Source organism: Mesobacillus sp. S13 (genome assembly GCF_020422885.1).
GTDB classification, from domain to species: domain Bacteria; phylum Bacillota; class Bacilli; order Bacillales; family Cytobacillaceae; genus Mesobacillus; species Mesobacillus selenatarsenatis_A.
In genome coordinates this window covers 2,249,445-2,261,561 of the sequence record NZ_CP084622.1, presented here as the reverse complement: position 1 = coordinate 2,261,561, position 12,117 = coordinate 2,249,445, and the positions used below count along the sequence as shown (strand labels likewise).

Annotated in this window: 12 protein-coding genes and 1 riboswitch; of the genes, 2 read left to right on the top strand and 10 right to left on the bottom strand. The window is 44.7% G+C overall.

Annotation, left to right across the window (positions count from 1 at the left end):
- Window positions 1-9: 9 nt before the first annotated feature.
- From LGO15_RS11540 to LGO15_RS11495, 10 genes are all read right to left on the bottom strand, one after another.
- Window positions 10-438, bottom strand: a complete 429-nt coding sequence (locus LGO15_RS11540; protein WP_226087676.1) for a bifunctional adenosylcobinamide kinase/adenosylcobinamide-phosphate guanylyltransferase — start codon at window positions 436-438, stop codon at window positions 10-12.
- Window positions 372-1,001 carry a histidine phosphatase family protein gene (locus LGO15_RS11535; protein ID WP_226087675.1) on the bottom strand — a complete coding sequence of 210 codons (630 nt, stop codon included), beginning with the start codon at window positions 999-1,001 and terminating at the stop codon, window positions 372-374. Before LGO15_RS11535 ends, LGO15_RS11540 begins: the two co-directional genes overlap by 67 nt.
- Window positions 959-1,744, bottom strand: coding sequence for an adenosylcobinamide-GDP ribazoletransferase (cobS, locus tag LGO15_RS11530; RefSeq protein WP_226087674.1), 786 nt, complete (start codon window positions 1,742-1,744; stop codon window positions 959-961). The genes LGO15_RS11535 and cobS overlap by 43 nt, the downstream gene beginning before the upstream one ends.
- Window positions 1,731-3,233, bottom strand: a complete 1,503-nt coding sequence (locus LGO15_RS11525) for a cobyric acid synthase (RefSeq protein ID WP_226087673.1) — start codon at window positions 3,231-3,233, stop codon at window positions 1,731-1,733. Before LGO15_RS11525 ends, cobS begins: the two co-directional genes overlap by 14 nt.
- Complete coding sequence (locus tag LGO15_RS11520; protein WP_167830551.1) at window positions 3,230-3,811, bottom strand: bifunctional adenosylcobinamide kinase/adenosylcobinamide-phosphate guanylyltransferase; 582 nt, start codon at window positions 3,809-3,811, stop codon at window positions 3,230-3,232. The genes LGO15_RS11525 and LGO15_RS11520 overlap by 4 nt, the downstream gene beginning before the upstream one ends.
- On the bottom strand, window positions 3,790-4,866 hold the full coding sequence (gene cobD, locus LGO15_RS11515; protein WP_226087672.1) for a threonine-phosphate decarboxylase CobD: 1,077 nt from the start codon (window positions 4,864-4,866) through the stop codon (window positions 3,790-3,792). The genes LGO15_RS11520 and cobD overlap by 22 nt, the downstream gene beginning before the upstream one ends.
- Complete coding sequence (gene cbiB, locus LGO15_RS11510) at window positions 4,823-5,806, bottom strand: adenosylcobinamide-phosphate synthase CbiB (protein ID WP_226087880.1); 984 nt, start codon at window positions 5,804-5,806, stop codon at window positions 4,823-4,825. The genes cobD and cbiB overlap by 44 nt, the downstream gene beginning before the upstream one ends.
- On the bottom strand, window positions 5,803-6,624 hold the full coding sequence (locus LGO15_RS11505) for an adenosylcobinamide amidohydrolase (protein ID WP_226087671.1): 822 nt from the start codon (window positions 6,622-6,624) through the stop codon (window positions 5,803-5,805). The genes cbiB and LGO15_RS11505 overlap by 4 nt, the downstream gene beginning before the upstream one ends.
- Window positions 6,590-7,561: an ABC transporter substrate-binding protein gene (locus tag LGO15_RS11500; RefSeq protein WP_226087670.1), complete on the bottom strand. Its 972-nt coding sequence runs from the start codon at window positions 7,559-7,561 to the stop codon at window positions 6,590-6,592. Before LGO15_RS11500 ends, LGO15_RS11505 begins: the two co-directional genes overlap by 35 nt.
- Before the next feature lie 194 nt (window positions 7,562-7,755).
- Window positions 7,756-7,953: riboswitch (cobalamin riboswitch) on the bottom strand.
- Window positions 7,954-8,187: 234 nt separating this feature from the next.
- The gene (locus LGO15_RS11495; RefSeq protein ID WP_226087879.1) at window positions 8,188-9,324 is read right to left on the bottom strand and encodes a DUF2515 family protein; all 1,137 of its coding nucleotides are present in this window, start codon (window positions 9,322-9,324) and stop codon (window positions 8,188-8,190) included.
- Between the two features lie 116 nt (window positions 9,325-9,440).
- On the opposite strand from LGO15_RS11495, the gene shc reads away from it, so the two are divergent.
- Complete coding sequence (shc, locus tag LGO15_RS11490) at window positions 9,441-11,327, top strand: squalene--hopene cyclase (RefSeq protein ID WP_226087669.1); 1,887 nt, start codon at window positions 9,441-9,443, stop codon at window positions 11,325-11,327.
- A gap of 111 nt (window positions 11,328-11,438) precedes the next feature.
- Window positions 11,439-11,984, top strand: coding sequence for an HXXEE domain-containing protein (locus tag LGO15_RS11485; protein WP_226087668.1), 546 nt, complete (start codon window positions 11,439-11,441; stop codon window positions 11,982-11,984).
- Window positions 11,985-12,117: the final 133 nt, after the last annotated feature.

The window sequence follows — 12,117 nt, the reverse complement described above, 5'->3', positions numbered from 1 at the left end:
CATACCCCTTTATTTTAGTTTTTGACAGATTCCATACCAAATCACGTCAACCCGGTCAGCTCGTAAGACGAGGTCCTGGTATACCCATCCAGTGGTGTCTCGCCACACGCGATCTTCAGCCTCCATGGGGACGATTCCTTTCGAAATATCACTTCCAATCAACACTATCTTACGCTGTTGATCATCGCTTTCCCATTTCATCCACTTTTGGCTAATTGACAGCCATTCTTGGCGGCTCACATCTGCCTGGTTGTTCTTGGCCATTTGCCGAATCCACACTTCAATACCTTCCAATACAATGATTTGCTTGTCCGTCAGTTCAGGGATTTCATCCCCTTTATATGCTGAATACCAAGAATGCTCAAGATCATCTAAATGATATTGCTTCTTGACCCACTCTGATTTGCCATTAAAGGCACCTCCTGTAACGAAATGCACCGTTCCTTCCTCCTTAGACCCTCTCTGCTCCAGGTTAATTGATAGCCACGGCCATACGGAATTTTCCAATCCCAAAAATCTCTATCTTCGGGAGCATACTGCGTCAACAAATAGCGGATCACTCCCCCATGGGTCACCACTGCAGCTGATTGAGTTTGATGTTCAATGACATTCCGGCTGATTTTCTCCCAAGCATTCTTCACCCGGCAGGTAAAATCATCAAAAGATTCCCCATTTGGAGGGGATTCTTTGAAAGGCCGTGAAAGCCACTTTTTATAACTGTCCTCGTACTTCAGTTGTTCATACGTTTTGCCCTCCCAGTCGCCAAAGTGAATTTCTCGCAGATCAGGCAAAACTTCGGGCATCTTTTTAGGAAAGAGAACCTTCGCAGTTTCTCTGCACCTTCCAAGGTCACTAGTATAAATATGTTCAAAGCAGTCCTGAATCTTAGGTAGAAGCTGATCAGCCACTAAAGGTGAATCAGACCAGCCAAGATATGCTTGACGTTCATTATCAATTGTCATCCCATGGCGAAATAATGCAATAGCCACAATGTCATCCACAGCAATACCTCCGTCAACTCGACACTAGCTCCAAGCGTATCCCCTGTCATGCCTCCAAACCATTCGATGATTTTCTTTTTAAGGAAAAGAACTATGAAAAGGACTGCCAGGAGATAGCTGGCCATGCCAATATATAAGCCGGTAAAAAGAAGAACCAAGCCTAAACCAAAAAGATAAACAGGGTAAACCCACAAGGTCTTTTTTGTTGAAGCATGGTGAAACATTGCCCCGAGACCCTCGCTTTTTGCAGGCTTCACCATAACGAGCAAAATCCCCATCACTATTCTGCTGAGAAAAGGAATAGCGCTTGCTAGCAGGTAAGTAGCACTGTGCAACATGCCAACAATTTCGTAGAGAAGGAAGAACCTCGCACTCAATAGAACAATAACGGACAAGACACCAAACGCCCCTGTCCTTGGGTCTTTCATGATTTCCAAACGTTTATCTTGATCCCGGTAAGAAAAATAGGCATCACTTGAATCCATCCAACCGTCAAGATGGATGCCACCGGTAAATAAAATCGACACAAGCCATAGTGCAAAAGCAGCGGTCAGAGCAGAAAAAGGAGTCCACTCGCCAATGGCATAAAGGATGCTGGCGTAAATACCACCTTGCAAAAGCCCAAGTAAGGGAAATGTTTGGATGGCACTTTGTAGGTGCTTTCGGTCCATTGGAAGCTCCAAAGGAATCGGGATCGTGGAGAAGAACTGCAGATTGATTAGGAGACCCTTAAACCATTTCATGACGGCTTCCCCACTGTTCCGAGATTTCTTTCAGCTTGTTCCAGTCGAGATGCGCCTTCAGATGGTCGGCCAATTCATCGTACTTCTGGTCCTTAAGCCTGCTGACATAAACAGGACTTCTCTCTGGCTCTCCCTTCGCCTTGCGGATGGAGTTAAGCCAATGGTTCCTCCATTGGTCATTATGAAAAAGATGGTGCAGGTATGTACCGATGATGCGGCCATTTTTTCCATAAAATCCTTCTTCCAAATCTTCATTTAACAACAATAACGGCTGGCATGCTGCAGTCATTTGAGTTTCACCTAGATGGATTTCGTACCCTGCAGCTGTAAGTTCAATTCCAGTGGACGGATGAAGCTTTCCTTCTGCCCTGGCAGTTGTTTTTACGCTGGCAAAGGTAGTGACAGCTGGAATGATCCCGAGTCCATCTTCTTCGGCAGAAATTGTTCCAGTATCACTCCCAAACGGGTCGATGAGCTTATCGCCAAGCATTTGATAGCCTCCGCAAATCCCGGCGATGAAGCCGCCTTGATCAACATAATCGCGGAGCCAACTGTAAAGACCTGCCTTTTTAAAATATTGAAGATCCTTGATTGTGCTTTTTGTGCCAGGAAGGATGACGGCGTCTGGTTCTCCAATGTCGTCCAGCGAACTGACCCATCGAAGCGACACGTCAGGCTCACGATAGAAAGGCTCCAAGTCAGTGAAGTTTGAAATATATGACGGCTTGATCACTACAATATCAAGACCGGCCCTGTTCTTGGAATTTGGGATCGATAAAGAATCCTCGCTATCAATCATATGGTTTTCTAAATATGGCAGGACACCGAGAACGGGAATTCCCGTCCTTGATTCGAGCCACTTGATTCCATCTTCAAACAAGGATTGGTCTCCGCGGAATTTATTGATAATCAACCCTTTTACCCTGGCTTTTTCTTCGGGAGTCATCAGTTCCAAAGTGCCTACTATGCTGGCAAACACCCCGCCTCTGTCAATATCCGCGACCAATATAGCCGGAACATCTGCGATTTCCGCTACCTTCATGTTGACAAGTTCACGGTCCTTCAAGTTGATCTCTACAGGGCTCCCGGCACCCTCCATAACAAGCATGTCATACTCCTGTTCGAGTTTTTCAAAAGCGGAACGAATTGCTTCAAGTCCCTGTTTATAAAATACTTCTCTGTAGTCCTTACCTGATAAGGTAGTCGCCACTTCCCCAAATAAAATCACTTCGGCGATCTGATCAGACCTTGGTTTTAGCAGAATCGGATTCATCGAAACCGCAGCCTCGATCCTTGCTGCCTCTGCCTGAATTCCCTGGGCTCTGCCAATCTCTTTTCCATCAAAGGTAACATATGAGTTGTTGGACATATTTTGCGACTTGAACGGCGCTACCCGGACACCCTCATTTGCATAGGCCCGGCAGATGGCAGTGGCAATCAGACTTTTTCCTACATCAGAAGCTGTACCAAGTACCATGATCCCATTCATGGCGAACCCTCTCCTTTCATCACGATCGGCACCCCAGATTCAACTAAATAAGCATAATCCGCCTCTTTTACAAGAGCTTGATGAAGCAAACCCAGCACCTTAGCATAAGTAAAGACAAGCTCATCATCGTCTATTGCATCACCAAGGACTTCATTGCTGACAACAATAAATGCTTTTGCTTGTTGAGCCACTTGATTCAGTTGATTCAAAATCTTTGTTACGATCATTTCGGTAAAATCATCATTGACCCAATGACCATCTTCATGAAAAAACTCATTATTCAATAGCGTGGTCAGGCAATCCAAGAGGACGATATCATTTTTCGTCAGAACCGTTGAAAGCGGGGAAAGGTTTCTCGGGATTTCCCAGGTTCTCCATTTCAACCCGCTGAGTTCACGGTCCTGTTGGTGGCGCAAGATTCTCTCTTTCATTTCATGATCGCTTGGCTGCCCTGCAGCGACATAATGCAGCTGGCCGGAATATTCAGCTTCCAATTTACCCGCAAGAATTTCAGCAAACCGGCTCTTGCCGCTGCGGACACCACCGCTGATAAAAATTAAAGACGACTGTCCAGCCATTCTTCCACCGCCCCCATCAATTTGTCGTTGGCTTCAGGACCCTTGACGGCAAATCGCAGCCATCTTCCTTCAAGCCCAGGAAAGTTCACAGTATGTCTTGGAATGATTCCGCTCGTAAGGAGGTTCTGCATGAATGGATACTGGTCAATAAGGGATGGGTCCCTCAGAAGGTAAAAATTAATCCTGGATGGAGAAACAAGCAGGTTCCGTTTTTGATAAAAACGGAAAAGCCGTTGTCTTTCCTGTTGTATCAGCGCAATGGTTTCAATTATGTATGATTCACTTTCGATGCACCATTCACCTGCCTTCAGGGCAATCGCATTTGTGCTCCAATGAGGCTGGAAGGGTGCAATTTTTCTGATGACAGCGGGATCTGCGAGCAAATAGCCGAGCCTCAAGCCAGGTATGGCAAACATTTTCGTCATCGAACGGATGATCAATAAATTCGGATACTCATTTATGTATGGAGTGATCGATTCGTATTCTGCAAGGAAGTCGTAAAACGCCTCATCCACAATCAGCAAGCATTGATTCCTTCTGCACTCCTCCAGCAGATGAAGAATAATCGATTTTTGATAGTAGGAACCTGTTGGATTATTAGGATTACAAAGAAATAAAGCATCCGCTTGCTGGAGTTTGTCACTTAAATCCTCGCCCGTCCATGCCCAGTTGGCCGGCAGCTGATGATACTCCACCTGGCAACCATTTGCCTTGCATGCTTCTTCATATTCCGAAAAAGCGGGCTGGACAATCACCGACTGTTTTCCAGCAAGCAAACGCCCAATCAGTGAAATGATTTCAGCACCGCCATTCCCAAGGAGAACCTGGCTTTCGTGCAAACCTTCCCTTTTGGCAATCTTTCTTTTTAAATTTGTTCCATGAGGGTCTGGATACTCTATGACAGACTCAAAGAGCTGTCCCCAATTCTCTTTTAATAAAGGAGGCGGACCCAGTGGATTAATATTGGCACTGAAATCAAGCGTTTCTATCGGAACTGGCAAATTCATTGCTTCATATAAATAGTGTGGATTGGCACCATGAGTAGGCCATTTCAAATAGAATCCCCCCAAGCCACAGGATGGCTAAAAAAAGTGGAACAGTACCTGTGACAATTTTGTTAACTGCTAGAATATGATTTTTCTCAAGGAAAACTAGTGCTTCGCCCATCGTTGCCCGCTCCGAAATGATCCCTTTATAATGATTGATGCCTCCGAGCTGGACTCCGAGTATGATTGCCACAGCAGCTTCTCCCCATCCGCTGTTTGGGCTAGGGTGCTTTTTGGCATCGCGCCTGACCAACTTCCACGCGGCCATTCTTGTCGTATAAAACGGACGATTCGCAACGATCATACAAACTGATGTTATCCGGCTTGGCACCCAGTTGACCAGATCATCCAGCTTCGCTGATGCCCAGCCAAAATCTAAATATTGATCGTTTTTATAACCAACCATCGAGTCACAGGTATTGATGGCCCGATACAAGAGCGCCAGCGGAGCTCCGCCAATCATTGCCCAGAAAAGAGGAGCGGTAATGCCATCGCTCGTGTTTTCGGCTACCGTTTCGACAGCAGCACGGACAATTTCAGGTTCCTGGAGCTGCTCTGTGTCCCGTCCAACTATCCAGCTAAGCTTATGCCTCGCCTTTCCCAAATCATTTTCTGCAAGTGGATGATAGACTGATAACCCGGCTTCCTTCAGGCTTTTTTGCGCAATGGCAGCCGCAATCATCACGGCTTCCATGAGGATTCCCACTAATGGATGAAGGTAATAAGACAATGATGTGACCAGGACAGCGACGCCTCCGACTGTCAGCAGGACGGCAGCGACCATGGCAATTCCTTTAGCTTTTCTGCCGCTGCCTCTATTCAATCCCCTGTCTAACTTGAAGATGAGAGTTCCCATCCATTTCACCGGATGAGGCCAGTCTGGCGGATCCCCAACGAACCAATCAAAGATGACAGCAAGTGTCAGGGCGATAAGGTGGTTCAGAATCATTTCGTCACCCTTTTCTTGCTGTTCCTGATTGCTTCTACTGTACATTCATGGACTCCCTTGCCAATAGTCCGCCCAAGAGGAGTGATCGTACCGGCGTATTCCAGCTTTTGTCCCTGCTGGCTCGAGGCAACCATGATGCTGTCAGTAGATGTACCCGTTGCCACCGTACCAGAAAGTTTGTCCCTTATTTCGAGATCGTGCAGCGCCTTTGTCTTTGCTTCAGTAGCTGTCATCATACTCTGGATGAACGCTTCCTCCGTCAGTACTCCGTTGACGAAAAGCCAAATGTTGATGGTTCCAGGTGACATGTCATAGGAGTAATACTCGCTGCTTTTCGAGGCGTCCACCGCATTGCCGGTACCTGCCGTCACAACGATAAATACAGAGAACCCTTCTTCCTGATAGTGCTTAAAACAAACATCCTCCAGCATCACAGCAGTCATCATCCCGACCGTTCCTTCAGGCTTAAATCCCTTTTCCTTCAAATAATGAATCATTTCTTCCCGATGGTCACTGCAATCATAACTCTTGTCCACATGCCGGTTCACAAAGCTGCTGTGCCAGCCTGTTCCCGCCCCGACAACTCCCGAAGACATTGTTCTTAATGGAATTGGAGAATTCAAGGCGATGAATCCTTCTCTCATTTGGAGATGGCGTTCTCCTATTTCCACTGATATTGCATCATTTGGGCTAGCCGCAGGAAACAAACTCGTTTCCTGCAATGCTCCCTTAGTATGAGACTTAGTTTTAATGCTTGTCCGCAAGATATGAGAACCCATCGTATTATTTAAAAACATCCGGGTAAACCGCTTTTGCAAGCTCTTCTACTCCTTCTGTCAGCCTTGGGCCTGTTCTTGTCACCTTGTCGGAATGAACATCGAAAACACGGTTTTCCTTGACCGCCGTAATCTTGTCCCAGCCTTCACGGCTTGTAACATTTTTCACCGGCTCAGGTGTATAGTAACCATGGGTCGTGATGATCACCTCAGGATTGCTTTTTATGATTGCCTCGGAATCCAGCTTTGGCCATCCCTCTTCTGTAACGGTGTTTTCTGCATGAATGATCTGCAGCATTTCGTCAATGAAGGTATTTTTTCCAGCAGCATAAACTTCAGGTGCAGGCGAAACCTCTACGAATACCGACTTTCTGTCCTCTTCTTTTATTTCCTTTGCCTTTGTCTTGATCTCTTCTATTTTCTTCTTCATGTCTGCGATCATAGCATCGGCTTTTTCCTTTTCGCCTGACGCTGTACCAATCATGCTGATTGATTCATATACTTCATCGAACGTTTTCGCATCATTCACGATCAGCACTGTAATTCCAGTGTCTTTAAGCTGCTGAAGTCCAGCTTCAGACGAATGTGCACTAGAAGCATGGGCAAGAACCAAATCAGGCTTCATAGAAATGATTTTCTCGAGATTGAACTCCATGCCGCCAATCTTCTCTTTCTCCCCCACTTCTTCAGGGAAATTATCAAAATCAGAAACTCCGACAATCTGTTCTTCCAGACCCAATCCATAGGCGATTTCCGTATTGCTCGGAATCAGGGAAACTATTTTTTCCGGTTTCGATTCTATGGTCACTTCCTGCCCTGTTCCATCCGTAATAGTGACAGGGAACTTCACTTCTGCCTGCTGGACAGTTTCAGTGTTCTTTGTCTCCTTAGCATTTGACTGCTCAGCATTGCTGCCGCAACCTGCCAAAGCACCAATTAATAACATTAAAGCAAATAATAACGCATTTAACTTCTTCATCTTTTCATTCCTCCGATTTTTGATTGAATCGATCGTTTTTTAACAAGCAATCAAACTTGCCTGTTCGGTGTAAAACAAAATGAAATCTTTCTATGAAACTAAAAAAACACCTCCATTTTACTCATGGAGATGTTTGTGTCGGTTCTTCTAATAAACAGCCAGAATCGTTCCCAAACACCTCCTATCCTCGTAGGTTGTGGCGCGAAGAATCAGGCAGGTCTCCTGGCTTCTGGTCATCGCTATCAAGCGCCTTCCCATACAAAAAGTACAGTGGCATCAGGCTTGAAGCTCCCAGTTACAGTGGCGGGACCGCGTTGGAATTTCACCAACTTCCCTATTAAGTCTCTAAACTACTAACTCGTTTAGAAGACACCAGATTCTTTATGTATTCAATTTTCCGCTGTTTTTAATTATACACAAATAATGTCGGGGGGAGTAATAATTTGTATGAATTTGTTAAAATTTAATTCTCATTGATTCCCTTCTGCAAGTTTAATCACTTAAAATGCAATGATAGTATGTTAGTTTTATACATAAAAAAATCAAAAGTCTTTAAGCCTTTTGATTATAAGACTTTGAACATTGTAAAAGTATTTATCAATATCGGGACCACCGCTCATGAAGCATTAATCTTCTTCACGGAATAGAATGGCTTCCTTCGCCATTACCGCAAGTTCAATTGTTTCAATGGTTTTGCAATAATTATTTAGTATCTCTCCATCCAAACTGACATCATCATGAATATAATCCAGTACATGCAAATCCTCAAACCAATCTCCACTCTCTGCTTCCTCATGAGGGGTATTAGGCCACGCATATTTTAAAGCAGGACTGTATAGCCGCTCGGCACCCTTTCTCAACACACAATTTTTGACCTTTCGCTTATAAAGGGACCGGGGAAATGAGTCATTCACATCATTAAACAAATCCGGCCAATAATCCTTTCGCGAGCCCGTGTGAGGGTGTTCATGAGCCCATTTCAATACCCCTTCCAGCATCTCTTCCTGCTGAAAAAGAAGCGAGTACAATTTTTTTCCGAATATAATTCTTTCGTGGAGCGAAGTGAAATACCGTAAGGATGCGCCGGCAAGCGAAGCCTTCTCCCTTTTGTCCCCTATACCATAGGGAAAAATAGTGTTATTAAGGTTCAAAAAATCATACATTTTAAAGCTGACCGTACCTGTTACGACTTTTTTATAATGATGATTTTGAATCAATCTTTTTTCCAAATAGCTTTGTTCATTGATGACCATCGCAACAGCCAAAGTAGATTTATCCCCACTGTGCCAATAATAGCGCCACATCGTCTCCATGAAGGCGGAAGTTTGAAAATGAGGCAGAAGATGGAACATTTCCTTGCTGCTCATCACACTCAGCTCATAAATCATAAATTGAGGATACACATCTTGAAAAATCAGCCAGCTGCCGCGTTCCAAAAAGGCAAAAAAGTCGTTCTGTTCTCTTTCAGACAATAGTTTTGTCAGCAACTCCCCTTTTAAATCCGTCATGTTCCAGCCGACGTTACGCGATACCATATGTCCGAGAAATGCCCAATGTATTTCAGGGTGTTGAAGGTAAAACCGAAAATACGCTTGCGTCCGTGATACATTGTTCTGATTAAGTTGTCTCGTCTGTTCTTTTATAAGCTGAATCCATCGTTTATCATATTTTGACAAACTGGGCAGATGGCCGGAAGATTTCTTTTTCATCTTTTTCTTTAAATCTTTTTTCACGTCTGCGAAAGAGTTCAGCAAAAACGGCATCATCCTTCATAATAGTTCATTTTTAGCGGATCAGTCATTCCCATCAATGGAATGCATATTCATTTTGTTCATGGAATATGAATACAAAGATGAATATTTGGGAGAGGATGGGTTAAATGAGGCATCGTGTAATGAAGGAAATGGACAGAATCGCTGCTCAGTTAATTCAGGACCAATCAGACGACGGTGCCTGGCGTTATCCTTTCGAGACCGGGATCGCAACGGACTGCAGTATGATTATCTTATTGCGGACATTGGAGATAAATGACGAGGAGTTCATTGAAGAATTGGTAAAACGAATCGCCGGACAACAGCAGGAAGATGGCTCATGGAAACTGTTTCATGACCAGGAAAAAGGAAATCTGACCTCCACTGTGGAAGCGTATTATGCTCTTCTCTATTCTGGTTACCGCGATCGAACAGACAAGGATATGCAGGCTGCCAGGAGGTTTATCATGGCGAACGGCGGGGCCTCGGAAGTCCATATGTTTTTGAAAATCTTGTTGGCCTTAACTGGACAATGTGAGTGGCCGCACCTCCCCATTAATATTGAAGTGATGCTTATACCCGACTCCTTCCCTATCAATCTTTTTGACCTCTCCGTTTACGGCAGAGCCAACATTATCCCTTTTTTGATTCTCGCCAATACGAATTTTCGTAAGAGAACGCCCCGGTCGCCCGATCTCTCCGATTTGTTTCAAAACAAAGAAGTTCGTTTCTTTACAGAGGATCAAGAAGAAGAGACCCGCTCGCTGATCAAATGGATCAAACAAGGCATCCAGGGGATGAAATACCATGGAAACCTTCGCGAATTGGCATTATATCGTGCCGAAAAATACATGCTGGACAGAATCGAACCGGACGGCACGTATTTAAATTATTTCAGCACAACTTCCCTTATGATTTTTGCCTTACTGGCGAGAGGCTATCATACTACCCATCCAGTGATTACCCGTGCAGTGCAAGGGTTAAAAGCAATGACCTGCCGTATTGACGGAGAACTCCACTGCCAGTACACGACGGCTACAGTCTGGAATACGACATTGATTAGTTATGCTCTGCAAGAATCCGGTATTCCCTATTCATCCAGCACTGTCCAAAAGGCAAATCAATACATTCTCTCTCGCCAGCATCTCAAATACGGAGATTGGGCGATTCATGAGCCTGACGTATTACCAGGAGGCTGGGGATTTGCAGACTTGAACACTTTCCACCCAGATATTGACGACACTACCGCTGCACTGAGGGCGATCCGTACTTTGGCCACAGAACAAGTGGATTGCCGGCAGGCTTGGGATCGAGGAGTAAATTGGCTCATTTCCATGCAAAACAAGGACGGAGGCTGGGCCGCATTCGAAAAGAATGTGGATAAGAAAGTGTTGAACTTGTTACCGATAGAGGGCGGAAAGGATTTATTGATTGATCCATCCACGGTTGATTTAACAGGGAGGACTTTAGAGTTCTTCGGCAACTATACAAACTTGGATGAACACCATCCGATGATAAAAGATGGAGTTCGCTGGCTGTTGCGGCATCAGAACTCAGATGGTTCCTGGGTGGGGCGTTGGGGCGTGTATATATATGGCACATGGGCGGCTGTATCGGGAATGATTGCCGTTGGGGTTTCCCCGAAACATCCAGCTATTCAAAAAGCGCTAACTTGGCTGCGGAAAATCCAGAATCCTGACGGCGGCTGGGGAGAATCATGTAAAAGTGATATCAAAAATCTTTATGTGCCGTTGGGCGAAAGTACCCGGACTCATACTGCCTGGGCTCTTGACACACTCATCTCAGCGGCCACCGGTGTTACGCCGGAAATCGAAAACGGTGCAGCATTTTTAGCGGAGCGGAAGGAAAAAGATTGGACGTCAGCCTACCCAAAAGGAAGAGGAATGGCAGGCTCCTTTTATATCAATTACCATTGTTATGAATATGTTTTTCCATTGCTTGCCCTGGCCCATTATCAAAAATTAGCTGGTGGAGAGCTCCTGACTGATAAATAACACAACATGACCTCCCTTGCTTGGTGATTAGCATATTATTCTAACCCGTCCCATAAAATGAACAAACCACAATAGACGGCAGTCTCGGAACTACAAGGAGGTAGGCAAAAGATGTTAGCGGAGCTCCACCAATTTTTAGATCTGAAAACATTAATCTGGCTGTTTCCCATCATTTTCATTTTTCATGACTTAGAAGAAATCATCACCATTGAATCTTCCATGGCGGCAAACAAAGACAAATATCCGAAAACTCACTTCGTCGAGATGACCATAAGAATGAGGAAAAAGCTAGGTTCGACTGCTGCCCAGCTTGCTGTTTCCGCTACCTGGATTTTACTATTCATTTCATTTACAACAGTAACCACCGCCCTTTTTTCATCTGACGGAGGGAGCTTCCTTCTATTTACAGCCATTCTAAATTTATTTGTTTTACAGGCAACGATGCATATTGTTCAAAGCATTATGTTCAGGGGCTATTCGCCTGGTATCATAACGGCCCTGTTCCTGCTGATCCCTTACTGTCTCATTACGTATTATTTTTTAGTATACTATGGAAAAATGGACTGGCCTTTCTTTTTCACCAGTCTTCCGGTGAGTTTAATGATGATTCCAGTTTTCCTGGTTGGCAATCTTTTAGGTCGTTATTTCATTCGTTAACAGGCACCTCTACTTTTTATCAAGTGACTTGAGATCACCTATTCCCAGTCTCTATTTACCCTATATGTAAAGAAGCCCGGGTTTCATCATCCCCGCGCTTCTCTTAGGTATTTTATCTCCCTGTGCAAAATCC

What these genes read in the sequence shown, in the direction of transcription:
- cobS (WP_226087674.1), bottom strand. Translation starts at nt 1,744, where the DNA reads ATGAAATGGTTTAAGGGTCTCCTAATCAATCTGCAGTTCTTCTCCACG.
- LGO15_RS11525 (WP_226087673.1), bottom strand. Translation starts at nt 3,233, where the DNA reads ATGAATGGGATCATGGTACTTGGTACAGCTTCTGATGTAGGAAAAAGT.
- shc (WP_226087669.1), top strand. Translation starts at nt 9,441, where the DNA reads ATGAGGCATCGTGTAATGAAGGAAATGGACAGAATCGCTGCTCAGTTA.
- cbiB (WP_226087880.1), bottom strand. Translation starts at nt 5,806, where the DNA reads ATGATTCTGAACCACCTTATCGCCCTGACACTTGCTGTCATCTTTGAT.
- LGO15_RS11500 (WP_226087670.1), bottom strand. Translation starts at nt 7,561, where the DNA reads ATGAAGAAGTTAAATGCGTTATTATTTGCTTTAATGTTATTAATTGGT.
- LGO15_RS11495 (WP_226087879.1), bottom strand. Translation starts at nt 9,324, where the DNA reads ATGCCGTTTTTGCTGAACTCTTTCGCAGACGTGAAAAAAGATTTAAAG.
- LGO15_RS11485 (WP_226087668.1), top strand. Translation starts at nt 11,439, where the DNA reads ATGTTAGCGGAGCTCCACCAATTTTTAGATCTGAAAACATTAATCTGG.
- LGO15_RS11520 (WP_167830551.1), bottom strand. Translation starts at nt 3,811, where the DNA reads ATGGCTGGACAGTCGTCTTTAATTTTTATCAGCGGTGGTGTCCGCAGC.